The organism is Amycolatopsis echigonensis (assembly GCF_002846615.1).
Taxonomy (GTDB): domain Bacteria; phylum Actinomycetota; class Actinomycetes; order Mycobacteriales; family Pseudonocardiaceae; genus Amycolatopsis; species Amycolatopsis echigonensis.
Genome location: NZ_PJMY01000003.1, coordinates 5,137,505 through 5,154,780, shown reverse-complemented (window position 1 = coordinate 5,154,780; position 17,276 = coordinate 5,137,505). Strand labels below are relative to the sequence as shown.

Genomic DNA, 17,276 nt, shown 5'->3' with positions numbered 1-17,276 from the left:
CCAGCGGCCCCGGTCGGTGTGCCGGGCAGCCCCAGCGGTCGGCAGGGACAGTCCTGGTCTGCGCGCCTGGCGGTCCGGTCGGCCTGCTGGACAGCCCCGTTGGCCTGCCGGGCAATCCCGGTCGGCCTGCCTGGCAGTCCCGTCGATGCGGCGGGCAACCCCGTCGGTCTGCCGGACGGTCCCGTTGATGCGGCAGGCAGTCGCGACAAGACCGTCCGGACAGAACACGCAGATTTCTCCAGCCACCCCGTCCGTCGCGGCGTCTCCCCCAGTGCCCCGCGCGGACGGGGCTCCCGCGCCCCCGCTCCGGCTCCCGCAGGCCGGACGCGCGGGGCGCCCCGACCACCTCGTTCGCCGCGCCACCCCTCCCCCACGGTCGCGCGAGCGGGGACATGTGCCCGCCCGGCCGCCGGATCCCGACCGGACCGGCCGGGCGGCACCCCGGCTCGGCGAGTCTCCGGATTCGGCCACACTGCGGGCTCAACCAGACTGCGGCCTAGCCAGTCTGCGCAGGCCCCAGCCAATCTGCGGGCCCAGCCGAACCGCAGGTTCAGCCAATCTCCGGGTTCAGCCAGACTGCGAGCCTAGCCAGTCTGCGCAGGCCCCAGCCAATCTGCGGGCCCAGCCGAACCGCAGGTTCAGCCAATCTCCGGGTTCAGCCAGACTGCGCAGGCCCAACCAGACTGCGGGCCCAGCCGAACCGCAGGTTCAGCCAATCTCCGGGTTCAGCCAGACTGCGCAGGCCCAACCAGACTGCGGGCCCAGCCGAACCGCAGGTTCAGCCAATCTCCGGGTTCAGCCAGACTGCGCAGGCCCAACCAGACTGCGGGCCCAGCCGAACCGCAGGTTCAGCCAATCTCCGGGCCCAACCAGTCTGTGAGTTCCGCCGGATTGCGGATTCAGCCAGCCACTGCACGGACGTCGTCGATCCACTCGCGTGCGTCGCGGAGCAACCCGAGCATTCCGGAGACCAGCCGCATCTGGTCCACCGTCCTGATGTCGGCTTCGAGCAGCTTCGGAGAGCACACCAGGACCGCGACGGACTGCGCGCGTGACAGAGCGACGTTCAACCGGTTGCGGGACAACAGAAAATCAAGGCCTCGCGGCAAGTCTACCGCCGACGACGAGGTCATGGTCGTCACCACAACGGGTGCTTCTTGGCCCTGGAACCGGTCGACCGTGCCGACCCGGACGTCGCCGAAACCAGCGTCGGACAACGCGCGCGTCACCACTCGCGCCTGCAGGTTGTACGGGGCTACCACAAGGAAATCGGCGTCAGTGAGCGGCCGGCCTTCCCACGAACGGCCGTGCAGCGACTTGATCACCGAGACCACTTGCTCAGCTTCTTCCACTGACCGCGTGGTATTCCCGCGATGCTCGACCGATGCCAGATAGAGACCTGACGGGAAGCCGTCGATCGAACGTTCCGCGGTGGGATGCGAGTGCAGCAAACCCGCGTACGACAGGTTCGAAACCGGCGCGCACACGGCGGGATGCATGCGGCGCGTCAGGTCGAGGAAATAGCCCAGTTCCGGCGGGATGATGTCCGCCTCGCCGATGAGGTGACCCAGCGCCGACGCCTCCGCGCCTGCCGGGTGCGTGCCCTGCACGACCTGCGGCAGCTGCTGCGGATCGCCCAGCAGCACCAGGTTTTTCGCGCACATCGACACGGCCAGCGCGTCCGCGAGGGCGAACTGACCGGCTTCGTCGATCACGAGAACGTCGAAGGGTTCCTCGCGCACGGCGGCGTTGGCGAAGGTCCACGCCGTGCCGCCGACCAGGTGACCGGTGTTGTGTTCTTCGCGCCAGCGGACCAGCGCGGTGTTGTTTTTCGGCTGCTCCCAAGGCAAAGACGGGTCCGGCGTCCGCTTCGCGCGCTTGGCGCAGGCCATTTCCGGCGCGTTCTCCATGGCCGCCGAGAGCACGTTCTCGACCGCTTTGTGGCTGTTCGACGTGACGCCGACTGTCCGGCCCGAACGCACGAGGTGCGCGATGAGTTTCCCGGCCAGGTAAGTCTTTCCGGCTCCGGGCGGACCTTGGACGGCGAGCACGGAACCGTCGAGCTGGTCGACCGCGGTGATCACCGTGGCGACCAGATCTTCCCCCGGTTCGGGCAATCCGCCGCGCAATCGGGGGATGCGGCGCAGCAGGTCGACGCCGGGGTGTGCCGGCAGCGCGGGCAGAGTTTCCCCTACCAGCCGGGCGAGATCGGCCACCGCCTCGTCCTTCGGCGACGGACGGACCGGGCTGCCCGGCAGGACCGCCGCGGGAAGGTCGTTGGACGTCCGGTCCGGGGCGCTGCTCTCCTCCAGCGTCACTTCGACAGCCGTGGAGGACACGACTTTCGCGTCGCGAGCATCGGCACCGTAACGCAAGCGCACGTCGTCGCCGGGCGCGAACGGATGCGGACGGTCCGGATCGCACCTCACGACCAGCGTGCGTTTCGCGGTGCGCAACCGGCCGGACGGCGGCACCCACTCGCCCGCGGTCACCGACACCGGGACCGCGCAGGTCGTGTCCACCTCGAGGTCGCTGAGCGGGGCGGCCAGCTGCCGGAAGAATTCCCACCAGGCCGGGTTCGTCTCGCGGCGGTGATAGCCGACGGACGCGGCCAGCAGCGCGCGGGCGTGATCGTCGGGAGTGAAGTCCGCGGGGTCCTCGGGGAGGCCGTCCAGGAGCGGGTCGACCAGCGCTGCCATCGCGGCGGCGCGTTCGGCTCGCCGCTGGGCGGCTTCCTCTTCCTCGGTGCGGCGAAGCAGAGCGTCCACTTCGGACTCTGGCTCCGGCTCGGCCAGGGGGATTCCGGCTTCGGTGCGCACGCGGTGGAGGAATTCGTGCAGGCGCAACGTGGAGACGCAGTCGTACTCGTTGTAGTCCGCGATACCGCGCAGCACTTCGTCGGCCTGTTCGGTGTTTCCGGCCGACGAGAGCGTCAAGTAGTCCTCGTACGCCTCGATGCTCGACACCGCCGTTTTTACCTCGCCGGCGCGGGCTTCCGGCATGTACAGTGGTTCTAAATACTTGATCGAATACGACCGCTGTCCAACCCGCAAAGCCTTGCGTACCACGGCATACAGGTCGATCATCGCGCCGCTGCGCAGCAGCTCGTCCACGGCTTCCTCCCGCGTGCCGTGGATGGCAGCGAGCCGCTTGATCGCCGTGACCTCGTACGGCGCGTAGTGGTAGACATGCGCGTCGGGGTGTTCCGCGAGCCGTGCGGTGGCGAAGTCGATGAACTCCTCGAACGCTCGTTTCTCCTGCGCGCGCGAGTGTGCCCAGAACGGGATGAAGCGCTCGTCCGGGGTGACCGCGCCGAAGAGGTACTCCAGGCCGGTGCCGGCCAGGGCGTACGGGTCGCCTTCCATGTCGAAGAAAACGTCGCCGGGGCTGGCTTCGGGCAGTTCGGCGAGCGCGTCCGGGGCGATGATTTCGTAGGCCAGCTCGCCGGTTTCGTCCTGCCGGACCTGGATCGCGGCCTGCGCGCGCAACGACGCGAACGTGCCCTCGGACATGTCGCGCGGACGGTCGGCGGGCTCGGCGCGGGCGAGCGCGTCGATGGTGCCGAGCCCGGCGGTCACCAGCTTGCGCCGCTGCTCGCTGCGCATCCCGGCGACCAGCGACAGGTCCCGGTCGGCCTCGCGCGCGGACGAACAGTGCTCGGCGAACGCGCATCCGGTGCACGCCGGACGCTCGTCAGCCCAGATCCGGTCCGGCAGCTGCGGAGGACGGTCCTGCAGCCGGTCGCGGAGCCGGTCCACGAGCGGGAGGAAGTCGTCGACGCGGAGGCTGCGCGTGCTGCCGTCGCCCAGCAGCAGGTGCATCTCCGGCCCGGCGGGCCAGCCGCCGCGGCGCAGAGCGTCGGCGTACGCGGTGAGCTGCACGACCGCGGACGGCTTGGCGTGCCGGGCGAGCTTCGTGTCGTAGACCTCGTAGCGGCCCTGGTCGTCGCGCAGAAGGAAATCGGCGCGGCCGGAGAACTCGCCGTCGTGGAACACCGCCTGATAGATCACCGGCGCGCCCGCGCGCAACGCTTCCTCGGTGGCCTTCGCCGCGACGACCGGATCGTGCTCCTCGATCTCGACGACCTGAGTCCGCTCGCTGCGCAACCGTCCGAGCGTGGCCGCCTCGTGCGCCCGCCCGTGCTTCACCGCCAGCCGATCGGGTGCGGAAGTGGGCCGCGGCGCGCCGGGTATCCCCGCCGCCAGTGCCTGCTTGAGGATGCTCCGGTGCTCGCATTCGAGCAGGTCAGCGAGATCAGACGGCGTGTACATCGCCCGGCAGTCTGTCACGGGCGCGGACGGGCTCCGGACAGGCGGGGGACGACACGCCGCCCGGAATTGTCGGTGGCGGATGGGACGATCTTGGGGTGGCGGGAAGAGGGTGCGATGAGGAGGTGAGTGCCGGGGTTTTGGGGAGGTGATGGCGAATTGGCGGTGCCGGTGCCGGTGCCGGGAGGAGGTGCTGGCTGCAAGGGCTCTGGGTTGAAGGGAGGGCGTTGGATCGAGAGGTTGGCTCGGACGGGCTGGGTTGGGACGGCCGGGATTCGGAGGGTGGTGGTTTGGGCGAATCAGGTTCGGAAGGACCGGGTTCGAAGCGTCGCGGTTCGGCCGGACTGGGTTCGGCCGGACCGGGTCAGGAGGGTTGCGGTCTAGACGGGACCAGGCTCCGACGGACCGGGCTCGACGCGTCGCGGTTCGGCCGGGCTGGGTTCGGGCGAACCGGGTCAGGAGGATTGCGGTCTAGACCGACCAGGCTCGGACGGACCGGGCTCGACGCGTCGCGGCCTGGGTGGACTGGGACCGGACGGACCGGCTCCGAAGAGTGGCGGTTCGGACAGACCGGGCTCCGACGGACCGGAGTCCGAAGCGTTGCGGTCTGGGCGGACCGGGTCCGGAGGGCGGCGGTTTGGAGGGATCGGTTCCGAGGGTTGCAGTTTGGAGGGTTGCCGTTGGGAGGGTTGTGGTTGGGAGCATGTGCCGAGCAGGGATCGGTGAGCTGCGGGCTGGGGTTGTCGGTCAGGTCGTTCGGCGGGGTGCACACTGTCCGGGCGGGCTTGCGAGGTCGGCGTTTGTCCCGCTGTGACGCGGTGCAGAATGGCCGATCATGACGGTTGTCTTGTCCATCCCCGGACCCAATGGCTTGCGGCTGCGACCGTGGCGGCAAGAGGATCGGCGGGCTCTGGTCGCCGCGCATCGAGATCCCCTGCTGCGGCGCCGGTTGATGACTCCTCTCACCGACGACGCCGAAGCTCGGCGATGGCTGGACTCACAGGCCTCAGGCTGGGACTCCGCAACCCAGTTCAGCTTCGCGGTGGCGGCCGACGACGACACGCCTCTCGGCCACGTCGTCGTGAAGGTTCGGGCTGCTGACACCGCCGAAGTCGGCTACTGGATTGCCGCCGCGGCTCGGGGTCAGGGCATCGCTGCCCGGGCGTTGGAAGCCACGTCGCGATGGGCGCTCGGCACGCAACAGCTCGTCCGGTTGAGCCGTCTGGACTTGCTGCATGCCGAGGACAATCCGGCTTCGTGCCGGGTCGCGGAGAAATGCGGCTACGTCCTCGACGAACTGCTGCCGCCCGCGCCGCCGGAATTCCCGGTCAGCGGGCACCGGCACGTGCGCACCTCAGGTTGCTGACTGGCGCGCGTTCCGGGCATGTGCAGGGAAGGTCGGTTACGCACGGGCGAACTTGATCGACGGTGGGACTGGCCGCATCGCCGGTGGGCCGCATCGCCGGTCGGACTGGCCGCATCGTCGGTGGGCCGCGTCGTCGGTGGGCCGCGTCGCTGGTCGGACTGGCCGCGCTCGGAGTGGTGCTGCCCGCCGCACCAGATGCGTTCCCGCAAGGCACCCGACGACTCCTCGCCACGGCCCTTCGAATGGCGCTACCGCAGCTCGTCTCGCCGACGAGACAACGCGGCAGTCTCCGCTGTATTGCCCGCCAGCTCGATCGCCTTCTCGTAAGCCGCGCGTGACTCCGGATTTCGACCCAATCGGCGCAGCAGGTCGGCGCGAGTGGCGTGGTACGGGTGATAGCCCGCCAACCGGTCCTCCAGCCGGTCGACCAGCTCCAGCGCCGCTTCCGGGCCGTCGAGTTCGGCGACCGCGACGGCTCGGTTCAGGGCGACGATCGGGGACGGGTCGACGCGGACCAGCTGCTCGTAGAGGGCGAGGATCTGCGACCAGTCAGTGTCCCGCATGTCACGCGCGGACGTGTGCACGGCATTGATCGCGGCCAGGATCTGGCACCGGCCGGGCGCGACCCCGGCGGCGAGGCGTTCGCGGACCAGGCGGTGGCCTTCGGCGATCAGCGTCGCGTCCCACCGGGCACGGTTTTGCTCGTCCAGGGCGACCAGCTCGCCGCTGGGAGACACTCGGGCGGCGCGGCGGGCTTCGGTGAGGAGCATCAGGGCCAGCAGGCCGGTCACCTCGCCGTTGTCGGGCAGCAGGGCGCGGATCAGGCGCGTCAGCCGGATCGCTTCGGCGGTCAGGTCTTGGCGCACGGGATCGGTGTCGGGACCGGTGGCCAGATAGCCCTCGTTGAAGGCCAGGAACAGCACGGTGAGGACGCCGGAGACGCGAGCCGGGAGGTCTTCGGCGGACGGCACTCGGTAGGGGATGCGGGCGGCCTTGATCTTGGCTTTCGCTCGCGTGATCCGTTGTCCCATGGTGCTTTCCGACACCAGGAAGGCGCGGGCGATCTCCGGCACGGTCAGGCCGCCGACCATGCGCAGGGTCAGGGCGACCCGGGCTTCGGCCGCCAACGCGGGATGGCAGCAGGTGAAGATCAGCCGGAGGCGGTCGTCGTCGATAAGAGTGGGAGGCGTCGTGTCGTACACCGGCTGGGCCTCCCTTTGCTTGTCGTCGCGTTTGTTTTCGCGGCGGATGCGGTCGATGGCTTTGCGCGTGGCGGTGGTGGTCAGCCAGGCGCCGGGGTTCGGCGGCACGCCGTCGGCAGGCCACCGTTCGACAGCGGTCGCGAACGCCTCGGCGGCCGATTCTTCGGCGATGTCCAGGTCGCCGAAGCGTTTGGTCAAGCCGGCGACCACCCGGGCCCACTCCTCGCGGTGGGCACGGGTGATCGCCTCCCGGACGTCGCTCACAGGAACGGTCGCACCTCGACCTTCCGGTTGCATGCCTTCGACCCCTCGGCGGCGAGCTTGAGCGCCACGTCGAGGTCGGGTGCCTCGATGACCCAGAAACCGGCCAGGTACTCCTTGGACTCCAGGAAAGGGCCGTCGGTGACCATCGCCTCCGCACCCCGGTTGTCGATGACGGTCGCGGTTTCCGGCGCGGCCAGGCCGCCGGCGAAGACCCAGTGGTTCTCGGTCTGGAGGCGCTCGTTGAAGACGTCGATCGCAGCGTCTTCCTCCGGCGTGGAGAGGGTGGGCTGGTCGTGGACCACGGAAATCAGGTACTGCATCCGAGGATCGTCTCCCGTCGTGTCTGAGGTCTGAGGTCAGCGGCCCGCGTACTGCGGACGCCCGGCCGGGCGCCAGACCTGGGTCGTCACGCCCTTCGTGTCCACTCGAGACTCAACCAGATCGAGCGCCAGATCCGGGCCGTTCCGCGGAAACAGCCGGTTGCCCTGTCCGACGATCACCGGGATCACGAGAAAGATCATCTCGTCGACCAAGCCCTGTTCCAGCAGCCATTGGACGAGGGATCCGCTGCCGTGCACCTGCAGTTCTCCGCCCGGTGCGGCCTTGAGGTCCGCGACGGCGGCTGCCAGGTCGCCGGACAGGACCGTCGTGCCGGACCACTTCGGGTCGGTGAGCGTCGCCGAGGCCACGTACTTGGGCCGCTCGTTCAGCGCCCGCACGATGGGCTCCCGGCCGGGGGCATCCGCGGCGCTCATGGCTCCCCACGACCCGGCGAACAGGTCGTACGTCCGCCGGCCGAACAGGAAAGCGTCGGCGCGCTGGTAGGTCTCGTTGATGAACGCCAGCGTGTCGTGGTCGCCCTTGCCCAGCGCCCATCCGCCTCGCTCGAATCCGTTCCGGCGGTCCTCGTCGGACGCGCCGCCGTTGCCCTGAACGACTCCGTCGACGGTCAACTGGGTCACAGTCGTGAGCTTCATGATCGCGGTTCCTTAGGCTCGGTGCCGCCCCTTGCGGGCGGCTTCACCACTGCTACGAAGACCGCAGGGCCGATCCGACAGCGCGGCCAAAAAATCTTCCAGAAAATTTCCGGGCAACCGCTAACCGCGTGCCTCCAGCCAAGCCGCGACGGCACGAAAGAAGCCATCGACGCTGGTCAGCGGCTTCTCCACGAAGATCGCGCGGAGGTGCTCGACGCTGATCAGGTCGTTCCAGGCCCACGCGCGGCGGTACGGCAGGTGCGCGCATGACGTCCGAGCCGGGCCAGGGCGGGACGAGCGCGGCGTCGATCGCCGGGGCGGCCAGGCTCGCCAGGTCCCAGTCGAGGACGCCGGTCAGCCGAGCCCGCCGGTCAGCCCCGGGCCCGCCGGTCAGCCGAGCCCGCCGGTCAGCCGAGATCGCCGTGGACGAGCCTGGCCGGGGCCTCTTCGAGCCACGGTGTCCGAAGGAGGTGACCGGCGTGAGCGGCTCCGGGGACGGCGAACGGCAGACGGCCGCCGCGACCGCGCGAAGGATCTCGACCCGGCGGGGCAGGCTCGGCGGCGGAATCCGGGGCGCTTGCTGATTCGCACCGCGGCGACGCCGGGCATCAGGGCGACGTGGTGCGGATTCCCTTGCATGGCAAGGCGAGCGCGGCACCGGGCACGAGTGTTTCCAGCAGGTCAGCAGCGACCGGGCGCGGCATCCCCGCGATTCTGCCGGACAGTCGCTGCTCACCGGCGCGGAGGCAATGGCACTACGTCCAGGTCCCGAGCCACGTGGATCTCACCGTCGAACACCTTCGCCGCTTCGTCGCGGAACCGGTCTGCCTCCTCGTACGGGTAACGCTGCGAGAAGTGCGTCAGCAGCAACTCCCGGGCACCTGACTCCGCAGCGAGCCGTCCGGCGTCGGTGCTGGTCAGGTGGCCGTAGCGGTAGGCCAGGTCGGCGTCGTCGGCGCGGAAGGTCGATTCGGCGATCAGCAGGTCCGCCCCGTCCGCGCAGGCGAACGCGCCCGCGCACAGGCGGGTGTCCATCACGAACGCGACTACCTGACCCGGGCGGGGCACGCTCACGTCCTCCAGCCGGACCACGCCCTTCGCGGTCTCGAGCACGCCGTCGGCCTGGAGTTTCCGGACGGCGGGGCCTTGGACGCCTGCCGCGGCGAGCGCGTCCGGCAGCATCCGGATTCCGTCCGGTTCGGCATAGCGGTAGCCGAAGCAGTCGATGCGGTGTTCCAGCGGGTACGCCGACAGCGCACCACCCAGCGGACCCGGCACGGAGATCGGCAGCGGGACCAGTTCGGCACGTTCGTGGAACGCCGTCGAGTGCCGCAGCCGGTCGAAGTACTCCTGGCCGGACGCCGGGTAGTGGCAGCGCACCGGATGCGCGACGTCGTCCAGGGACAGCCGCTGGATGATGCCCGCGAGGCCGAGGCTGTGGTCGCCGTGGAAGTGGGTCACGCACAGGTGCGTGAGTTCGCTCGCCGTCGCGCCGGCATACATCATCTGCCGCTGAGTGCCTTCGCCCGGATCGAAGAGGACGCCGTCGGTGTCGAAGCGCAGCAGGTAGCCGTTGTGGTTGCGGTGCCGGGTCGGCGTCTGGCTCGCCGAGCCGAGCACGACTAGCTCGCGTCGGGACATGCCGATCATCTTCGCGCCCTGTCCGGTCCCGCCGCCACCGAAATGAACTGCGCGGAAACAACGGCGGCCGTCCGGGATGAATTTCCCGGACGGCCGCTCGCCATTATCGCCGAATGAATTCGTTCGATCACTTTCCGCCGAATTCGATCTTCAGCCCGCCTCGGGAATTGCCAGCGTTTCCCGATACCAGGTCCGGGCTTGGGCCAGCCGGACGCCGAGTCCCGGTCCTGGGGACACTCCGGTGACCTTCCAGACCTTGGCGCTGTCGTACCAGTGGTCCCGGGTGAGCAGCGACCATTGGTGCTCGCTGAGCCACGGCGTGCGCGCCCGATGTTCGCGCAGCGGCAGGTCAGCGCCCGGAACCGGCAGGTCGAGCACTGCGCAGACGGCTTCGAGCAGTTCCCGCATCCGCACCGGTCCCGGCTCGGCCACGTGGAACACCTCGCCGGGTCTGCCCAGTGCCGGGTCCAGCGCGAACGCGCTGAGCACAGCAGCGAGATCCCACGACGAGACCACTGACGTACGAGCCGTGCCGCCCGCCGCCCACGCCGGAACCGCCCGCAGCCACTTCGCCAGCGCCGGGACCACGTGCCGGTCGCCGTCGCCGTACACCAGGTGCGGCCGCAGAACGATCCCGCCGGCGGCGCGGACCTGCTGTTCCCCGGCCAGCCTGGTGCGGCTGGTGGCCGAGGCGGGCGCGAGGTCGAGCGTGTCCTCGAGCGCGCCTCGATGCTCGCCGTCGCGGTAGACCGCGCAGGTGCTGAGGTACACGATGCGGCGTGTGCCCGCGCGGTGCGCCTCCGCGAGGAGCCGGGCCGTCCCGCGATCGTTGACCTCGGCGCAGTCCTCTTCGGTGCCGCCGATCCGGGACGCGGCGTGCACGAGCGTCGCGACGCCCGTGCACGCCCCGGCCAGTCCGGCGGCGTCGGTGAGGTCGCCTCGGTGGATCCGCGCGCCGGATCGCGTGATCCACTCCGGCACCGCACCCCGCGCCAGCACCCGCACCGCGGCGCCGCGGGCGAGCAACGCCCGCAGCACCGCCGAGCCGATGAACCCGGTCGCTCCGGTGAGGAGGACTTCCCCGGCCGTACTGTCCGCCCCCAGGCCGGCAGTCATGACCTGCGCATCGCCAGGGTGCCGGTCGCCGCGGGGCGGCCTTTCTGCTCCAGCACCACCCGCACCACGCGAGATCCGTCAGCGTCGGGTTCGAGTTCCTCGGCCACCAGCAGGCATTCGGAGTCGAACTCGACATAGGCGGAGAACTCGAAATCCGAGCGCAGCGGCAGCGCGTGCGGATCGCCGAGCATCAGCAGCGCCGCCTGCCGCGCGCCCTCGATCAGCACCATGCCCGGGACATGGTCCACCGAATGGTCGAACAGGACCGGGTGGTCCGGGTCGAACTGCAGCGACCAGGTGCCGGGCACCGCGGTCTCCGCGACCAGCACGTCTTCCCCGCGGTCCCGGCCGACGAGCGCCGGGACCACCGTGGGCAGCGCGCGGGCCTGGAACGGCGTCGCCGCGAAGTGGTCGCCGCGCAGCCGTCGGTAGACCGCCGGGGACACGCAGCGCCAGGTTTCCGAAGCGGTGCCGACCAGTTCGTCGTCGCGGAAGCAGCCGAACTCGGCCCGCATGCCGATGAGGTTCTTGCCCCGGAACACCGGGTCGTGCGCGGTCGCCCGCAGCACCACGTCGATCGGCCGCCCCTCGGTGACCAGCCCTTCGGGGGTGATAGAGCTGGTCTTGCGGTCGGAGATGAACGCACTGCCGAGCGAAACGCCATAGGCGCGGTGCGCGATGAGCAGCCCCGCCTGACGGCAGGTTTCCGCATACAGCATGGGGTCGTGCGACCCCGGAGCGCACGGGCCGAAGAAGCCGTGCCGGCGCGGCCACTGCGCGCCGATTTCGAACCGGCCCTCGGCCACGATGTTCAAGTCGGTGACGAAAACCTCCGAGACGGCCGCGCGGTGCACGAGATTGCGCGGGATCGTCTGCTGGAAGTCGACCGGGCTCGCGCCCGGCGAACTTTCGCCATCGGTGATGAAGGTTCCTCTGACAGACTCCTCTAACAATGTACCGACCATGTCGGTCCTCCCAGAAAAAAGTACTTCCCCAGTACCCCCACCACATTTTTAGCGGAAACGGGCGGACAAAACCATACCTACCTACCGGTTTTTTTTCTCTGGCTTCTCGACCGGGTGCGGAGGTAGACTGGCATGGCAGCGTGGCCGGTCCAGGCCCGCGGATTCCCCCGGAAGGAGTGTGCGCAGTGGCTCGCCAGGAACGCGCGGAGCAGACCCGCAAGGCCATCCTCGACGCGGCCGCGTCCAGGTTCGACGCGGTCGGCTTTCTCGGCGCGAGCCTGTCGGACATCCTCGCCGAGGCCGGGGTCACGAAGGGCGCGCTGTACTTTCACTTCAGGTCCAAGGAAGAGCTGGCGGACGCGTTGATCCGCGAGCAGTTCTCCGTGTGGGACCCGCTGGCCGACATCGAAAACCCTGGGCTGCAGACGGCCATCGACCTCACTCAGAACATGGGGCACAGCCTGCGCAGCGACGTGCGCGTGCGCGCCGGCATCCGGCTGGTCATCGAGCAGGGTTCGTTCGTCACCCCGGCCGCGAACGCCTACAAGCAGTGGATCGACACCGTGCACGGCCTGCTGCTCGCCGCGAAAGCGGCCGGCGACGTGCGGAAAGACGTCAACGCGCACGATCTCGCGCAGTACGTGGTCGCGTCGTTCACCGGGAGCCAGCTCAGTTCGCAGGTGCTGACCGGGCGGACCGACCTGCACGAGCGGATCACCTTCATGTGGCAGACGATCCTGAACGCGGTGGTGCCGCCGCGGCGGCTGCACAAGTTCAACGCGGCCGGGACTCCTCCCGCCGACGCCGAGTGAGGACTGGCCGTCCGGAGAGAACCGGGCGGTCGGTTTGCTGAGCCGCACTTGGTGCGGTTTGGTGAATTAGGCGCCGTGCCGCGGGTCCTGAGGACCAGGCGCTCGGGCTTGTCGTCCAGGAGGGCCTGCTCGACTCGCCGCGACGCGAAGAACGCGCGACCGGGAGCAGGCCGCTCAGGTGCCCGTCGCCTCGGCGGCAGCCGAATCCGCCGGCTGTGCCGCCTCGATCACCCGCCACAGTTCGGAAAGCGTGCTCGCCAGGTCCGTGCCCGCCGGGATCGTGCCGCTCGCCGCCGCCGATTCCAGGCCCACGCACGTCACCACGACCAGCAGCGCCGCCATGTCCGGGCGGACGTGCGGGCTCAGCTCGCCCGCCCCGTGCGCCGCGGCGATGTGCGCGCGCACCTGGCCCAGCCACGCGCGGACGAAGGTCACGAACCGCGGGTCGTTCGAGCCCATTTCGCGGGCGAGCCGGAAACTCGCGCCCACCTTCGCGTCTTCGGCCAGCCAGCCCATCAAAGCCCGGCTCAGGTCCGCCAGCCTGCGCAGATGCGGACGTCGCCGGCGAGCTCGCGCCACGTGCTCGTGCAAGACCGCGACCGCCGCCGCTTGCACCTCGTCGCACACCTCGTCCTTCGACGAGAAGTGGAAGTACAGGCCGCCCTTGGTGACGCCTGCTTCGCGCGCGATGTCCACCATGCTCGTGGCCGCGTAGCCGTCCCGGTGCAGCAGCACCGCCGCGGCGTCCAGCAGCATCAGCCTGGTGAGCTCGGCACGGGCCTGTTTCGTCACCGTCTTCCCCATCGTCTCGCGCCGGAGGGACACAACGCGTGCTCTCCGACCCGTCCATCATGACATACCGACCGCCCGGTTTACCAGGGTTTCGCACCCTATTACCTGGTGTCATCCCGCAGGCCTGGGCCAAAACAGACCAACCTCCCGGTTTTACCTTGAAAACCGACCTCCCGGTTTGCTATGGTCCAGTGGTGGACCCGGATCGGACCGGCAGGCAGCGGCGCTGGGGGCGCCGCCGGACGGGTCCGGCGCGAGAGACACCGGAGGGCAGTCATGCTGAACTACGAAATTCTCGGACAGATCAGAGTGAGCGGCCGGCCCGGCGTCTGCGCCCCGCGGGCCCGCAAGATCGAGACCCTGCTGTCCGTGCTGCTGGCGAAGAACAACCAGGTGGTCACCGCTGAGCACCTGATCGGCGAGATCTGGGGAGAGCACCCGCCTGCGCGAGCGAGCGCGGCGTTGTACGTCTACGTGTCACAGCTGCGGAAACTGTTGCGCGGCAATAGCAAAGACGCGGAAGAAAGCCCGGTGGTCACCAGTCCGCGAGGGTATTCGCTGCACGTCGGCATCGACGAACTCGACGCCGACCGCTTCACCCGGCTGTACGAGCAGGGCCGCACGCTGCACTGGGACCGCAGCTACGGCCAGGCCGCGAAGGTGCTGCGCGAGGCCACGAACCTGTGGCGCGGCCCGGCTTTCGGGGGCTTCACCGACTCTTCTGATGTGCAGGCGTACGCCACGTTGCTTGAGGAGAGCCGGCTTGGGTGCCTGGAACTGCTGATGGAAACCGAGTTGCTCATCGGGCGGCATCGCGAGGTGGTGGGACAGTTATCCGCGCTCGCGAAGGAGCACACGCTTCGGGAGACGTTTACCGAGTATCTGATGACTGCGCTGGCTCGGTCCAACCGGCGGGCGGAGGCGTTGGAGACGTTCGCTTCGGCTCGGCAGAATCTGGTGCAGCAACTGGGGATCGAGCCGGGGAGTTCGCTGCGGAAGCTGCACCACAGCATTCTTGTCGGGGAGATGTCGGACGCGGTTTGATCTGATCTTGGTGGTTTCGGCCCGGTCTTCCGTTGTCAGCGGGGGCCGGGTCTTTTTTATGCGGCTGCGCCGCATAAGAAGGGGGCGGTGGGGCACCCCGAAGCCCGATTGTGCTGACGGTCTGGTGGTGGTTGTCAAGGCGGGAAAGATGCCTTGACAACCACCACCAGACCGCAGGGAGGCTTCGTATCGGGGTGCAGGGCAGGGTCTGGGCGCCTCGATGGGTGGGTGCGCGGCTTGGGTGCATGGCGAGTCTGGGGGGCGGCTGCCTGGTTAGCTTGGGGGAAAAGCCGTGAGGGGAACCCTGAGGGAATCTGATTCCCTCAGGGTTCCCCTCACGACACCCCTCAGCTGCGGTAGACGGAGACTACAAAACCGCCGCAGGTGACCGGTTCTCCGTACCAGCCGCCCCAGCGGCTGTCCAGGGCTAGACCGGCCAGTTCGGCCATCAGGTCCAGTTCTGCGGGCCACACGTATCGCAACGGGAGCGTGGCGTCGGCCAGGTGGACGATTTGCCGTACGTCGTCCACCGCGCGTACGCGGGCGTCTGCGGTCCAGCAGGCTGGATCCGGGTGACGTCCTTGGACCACCAGGGCTCCGCCGGGGCGCAGGAGGCGGCTGTAGCGGCCGATCGCGCGGAGCTGGTCTCGTTGGTCCGGCAGACGGGAAAGCACGTCCGCGCCGAGGTATCCGGCGTCGAAGCGCGGGCCGGGTTCCAGGTGGACCTCATAGCCCTCTCCGGCCAGTGCGTCCGCGACTGGGCCGCCGCCGGGCACCAGTATGCGGCCTGAGCCGTGGTGCCGGGATACGCGATCGGTTACTTCGGAGAGGAACGCGACCGCGCCCGCGGGGTCGTCCGCGAGCGGGGCGAGCCACGCGGTCACGGGATCGACCGGCTTTTCCATCACCCGGGTCGGCATTGTCGCCACCTCACTTCACGCAGTGGTCCTCTCTACCCCACAGAGAGTGCCGGAACGATCTAAAGCCGACCTAGCGGAATCGGGGTCCCCTAGACACGACGGAAAGGGCGACCCGCGCGGAAGCGGGTCGCCCTTCGGCGGAAACGGGGTTCAGCCCTTGGTACGCCGGTTGAACTTGCGCACCGCGAGGAACGACGCCGCCACGGTGATCACGCCCCACCAGGCGAGCGCGAGCCACGCGGTGCCGCCGGCGGGAGTGCCGTTCATCAGCGCCCGCACAGCGTCCATCAACACGGTGAACGGCTGGTTGTCCACGACCACGCGCAGCACGCCGGGCATCGCCTGGGTCGGCACGAGAGCGCTGGACGCGTACGGCACGAACACGAGGATCATGCCGAGACCGCCGGCGCCCTCGACCGTCTTCGAGATCGAGCCGAGCAGCACGGCCAGCCAGAAGACGCCGGCCGCGAACAGCACCAGCAGGCCGATCGCGGCGAGCCAGCCGAGTGCGCTGCCGCCGGGGCGGAAGCCGACCGCGAGGCCGATCGCCACCATGATCACGAACGACACGAGGCTGCGCAGCATCCCGGCGGCGACGTGGCCGACCAGCACGGCCGGGCCGAACATCGGCATCGAGCGGAAGCGTTCCACGAGGCCCTGGGTGAGGTCCGCGGCGACTCCGACGACGGTGGTCGTCGAGTTGAAGCCGATGCTGATCGCGAGCAGGCCCGGCACGAGGTAGTCGACGTAGGCCATGCCGGGCACGGTGATCGCGGGCCCGAACATGAAGCGGAACAGCAGCAGCAGCACGATCGGCAGCGACACCGCCTGCAGCAGCATCTCCGGGTTCCGCGTGATGTGCTTGACGTTGCGCCCGATCAGCACGCGGAAGTCGGACAGCACCGAGGCCAGCCCGGCGCTCTCGGGCGCCGCGGGGATCCGTGCCCCCTCGGTTTCCCTGGACAAGGTCTGGGTCATCACTTCGCTCCCGCGGTTGAGGTGAGGGTGTGGAACACGTCGTCGAGCGTCGGTTCGGACAGCTCGATCCCGGCGGGCTCGAGCCCGGCGTCGGCGACCCGGTTGAGCGTCGCCCGCACCTGGCCGGGGTGGTCGATCGGGACGCTGACCGTCTCGTCCAGCAGCACGCCGCCGGTGACCTGCTGCGCGCGGCCGGCTTCGGCGGCCGAGGCGAAGGTCAGCTTGAGCCGTTCCGTGCCGACACGGCGCTTGAGCTCGGTGGCGGTGCCCTCGGCGACGACGCGGCCCTTGTCGATGACCGCGATCCGGTCGGCCAGCTGGTCGGCCTCGTCGAGGTATTGCGTGGTGAGCAGGACCGTGGTGCCGCCGTCGAGCAGTTTGCGGATCGCGTCCCACATCGCCGAGCGGCTGCGCGGGTCGAGGCCCGTGGTGGGTTCGTCGAGGAACAGCACCGGCGGCGACGTGATCAGGCTGATCGCGAGGTCGAGCCGGCGCCGCATGCCGCCGGAGTAGGTCTTCACCGGACGGCTGGCCGCTTCTTCGAGGTCGAACTGGGCGAGCAGTTCGGTCGCCCGTTCCTTCGCCCGCGCGATCGGCAGGTGGAACAGCCGTCCCATCATTTCCAGGTTTTCGCGTCCGGTGAGCAGTTCGTCGACCGCGGTGTTCTGTCCGGTGAGGCCGATCTGCTCGCGGACCTTGCGGGTGCGCTTGGCGACGTCGTGCCCGTTCACGGTCACGGTGCCGCCGTCGGCCTCCAGGAGGGTGCTGAGGATCCGCACCGTCGTGGTCTTGCCGGCGCCGTTGGGGCCCAGCAGTGCGAACATCGTGCCCCGCTCGACGCTGAGGTCGACGCTTTCCAGGACGTCGACATCGCCGTAGGACTTGCGCAGCCCCCGTGCTTCGATTGCGTAGCCGGTGACCATCGGGTTAC

At 69.4% G+C, this 17,276-nt stretch carries 14 protein-coding genes; 3 read left to right on the top strand and 11 right to left on the bottom strand.

The annotated features are described in order from the left end of the window. Positions 1–899: 899 nt before the first annotated feature. A complete protein-coding gene (locus tag ATK30_RS29535; RefSeq protein WP_101438269.1) occupies positions 900–4,271 on the bottom strand; it encodes a TM0106 family RecB-like putative nuclease in 3,372 nt (1,123 codons plus the stop codon). Positions 4,272–5,103: 832 nt separating this feature from the next. Here ATK30_RS29535 and ATK30_RS29530 point away from each other — a divergent pair. Further along, a complete protein-coding gene (locus ATK30_RS29530; protein ID WP_101438268.1) occupies positions 5,104–5,634 on the top strand; it encodes a GNAT family N-acetyltransferase in 531 nt (176 codons plus the stop codon). Positions 5,635–5,882: 248 nt separating this feature from the next. On the opposite strand, the gene ATK30_RS29525 is transcribed toward ATK30_RS29530, so the two are convergent. The 6 genes from ATK30_RS29525 to ATK30_RS29495 all read right to left on the bottom strand — a co-directional run bounded on the left by ATK30_RS29525 (position 5,883) and on the right by ATK30_RS29495 (position 11,787). Next, complete coding sequence (locus tag ATK30_RS29525; protein WP_101438267.1) at positions 5,883–7,100, bottom strand: RNA polymerase sigma factor; 1,218 nt, start codon at positions 7,098–7,100, stop codon at positions 5,883–5,885. After that, complete coding sequence (locus ATK30_RS29520) at positions 7,097–7,420, bottom strand: YciI family protein (protein WP_101438266.1); 324 nt, start codon at positions 7,418–7,420, stop codon at positions 7,097–7,099. Before ATK30_RS29520 ends, ATK30_RS29525 begins: the two co-directional genes overlap by 4 nt. Positions 7,421–7,456: 36 nt before the next feature. Continuing rightward, a complete protein-coding gene (locus ATK30_RS29515; protein ID WP_101438265.1) occupies positions 7,457–8,077 on the bottom strand; it encodes a dihydrofolate reductase family protein in 621 nt (206 codons plus the stop codon). A 732-nt stretch (positions 8,078–8,809) separates the two neighbouring features. After that, positions 8,810–9,718, bottom strand: a complete 909-nt coding sequence (locus ATK30_RS29505) for a ribonuclease Z (RefSeq protein ID WP_101441136.1) — start codon at positions 9,716–9,718, stop codon at positions 8,810–8,812. A 150-nt stretch (positions 9,719–9,868) separates the two neighbouring features. Further along, positions 9,869–10,834: an NAD-dependent epimerase/dehydratase family protein gene (locus ATK30_RS29500; RefSeq protein WP_208637448.1), complete on the bottom strand. Its 966-nt coding sequence runs from the start codon at positions 10,832–10,834 to the stop codon at positions 9,869–9,871. Continuing rightward, positions 10,831–11,787, bottom strand: coding sequence for a ScbA/BarX family gamma-butyrolactone biosynthesis protein (locus tag ATK30_RS29495; RefSeq protein WP_244194760.1), 957 nt, complete (start codon positions 11,785–11,787; stop codon positions 10,831–10,833). The genes ATK30_RS29500 and ATK30_RS29495 overlap by 4 nt, the downstream gene beginning before the upstream one ends. A gap of 197 nt (positions 11,788–11,984) precedes the next feature. Here ATK30_RS29495 and ATK30_RS29490 point away from each other — a divergent pair, with 197 nt between their 5' ends. Further along, complete coding sequence (locus tag ATK30_RS29490) at positions 11,985–12,611, top strand: ScbR family autoregulator-binding transcription factor (protein ID WP_101438263.1); 627 nt, start codon at positions 11,985–11,987, stop codon at positions 12,609–12,611. Positions 12,612–12,785: 174 nt separating this feature from the next. Here ATK30_RS29490 and ATK30_RS29485 read toward each other — a convergent pair whose 3' ends face one another. Further along, positions 12,786–13,403: a ScbR family autoregulator-binding transcription factor gene (locus ATK30_RS29485; protein WP_244194759.1), complete on the bottom strand. Its 618-nt coding sequence runs from the start codon at positions 13,401–13,403 to the stop codon at positions 12,786–12,788. 276 nt (positions 13,404–13,679) lie between these two features. Between ATK30_RS29485 and ATK30_RS29480 the strand changes: the two genes are divergently transcribed. Next, entirely contained in the window at positions 13,680–14,447 is a 768-nt protein-coding gene (locus ATK30_RS29480) for an AfsR/SARP family transcriptional regulator (RefSeq protein ID WP_101438262.1), read from the top strand. 347 nt (positions 14,448–14,794) lie between these two features. Here the strand turns inward: ATK30_RS29480 and ATK30_RS45710 are convergent, their stop codons facing one another. From ATK30_RS45710 to ATK30_RS29465, 3 genes are all read right to left on the bottom strand, one after another. Next, positions 14,795–15,367, bottom strand: coding sequence for a hypothetical protein (locus ATK30_RS45710; protein WP_208637447.1), 573 nt, complete (start codon positions 15,365–15,367; stop codon positions 14,795–14,797). 150 nt (positions 15,368–15,517) lie between these two features. Next, a complete protein-coding gene (locus ATK30_RS29470) occupies positions 15,518–16,345 on the bottom strand; it encodes an ABC transporter permease (RefSeq protein ID WP_101438261.1) in 828 nt (275 codons plus the stop codon). Then, positions 16,345–17,268: an ATP-binding cassette domain-containing protein gene (locus tag ATK30_RS29465; RefSeq protein ID WP_101438260.1), complete on the bottom strand. Its 924-nt coding sequence runs from the start codon at positions 17,266–17,268 to the stop codon at positions 16,345–16,347. Before ATK30_RS29465 ends, ATK30_RS29470 begins: the two co-directional genes overlap by 1 nt. Between the last annotated feature and the right edge of the window lie 8 nt (positions 17,269–17,276).

Excerpts from the sequence above, each read along its gene's own strand:
- ATK30_RS29535 (WP_101438269.1), bottom strand. The coding sequence starts at position 4,271 with ATGTACACGCCGTCTGATCTCGCTGACCTGCTCGAATGCGAGCACCGG.
- ATK30_RS29530 (WP_101438268.1), top strand. The coding sequence starts at position 5,104 with ATGACGGTTGTCTTGTCCATCCCCGGACCCAATGGCTTGCGGCTGCGA.
- ATK30_RS29520 (WP_101438266.1), bottom strand. The coding sequence starts at position 7,420 with ATGCAGTACCTGATTTCCGTGGTCCACGACCAGCCCACCCTCTCCACG.
- ATK30_RS29515 (WP_101438265.1), bottom strand. The coding sequence starts at position 8,077 with ATGAAGCTCACGACTGTGACCCAGTTGACCGTCGACGGAGTCGTTCAG.
- ATK30_RS29505 (WP_101441136.1), bottom strand. The coding sequence starts at position 9,718 with ATGTCCCGACGCGAGCTAGTCGTGCTCGGCTCGGCGAGCCAGACGCCG.
- ATK30_RS29500 (WP_208637448.1), bottom strand. The coding sequence starts at position 10,834 with ATGACTGCCGGCCTGGGGGCGGACAGTACGGCCGGGGAAGTCCTCCTC.
- ATK30_RS29480 (WP_101438262.1), top strand. The coding sequence starts at position 13,680 with ATGCTGAACTACGAAATTCTCGGACAGATCAGAGTGAGCGGCCGGCCC.
- ATK30_RS45710 (WP_208637447.1), bottom strand. The coding sequence starts at position 15,367 with ATGCCGACCCGGGTGATGGAAAAGCCGGTCGATCCCGTGACCGCGTGG.
- ATK30_RS29470 (WP_101438261.1), bottom strand. The coding sequence starts at position 16,345 with ATGACCCAGACCTTGTCCAGGGAAACCGAGGGGGCACGGATCCCCGCG.
- ATK30_RS29465 (WP_101438260.1), bottom strand. The coding sequence starts at position 17,268 with ATGGTCACCGGCTACGCAATCGAAGCACGGGGGCTGCGCAAGTCCTAC.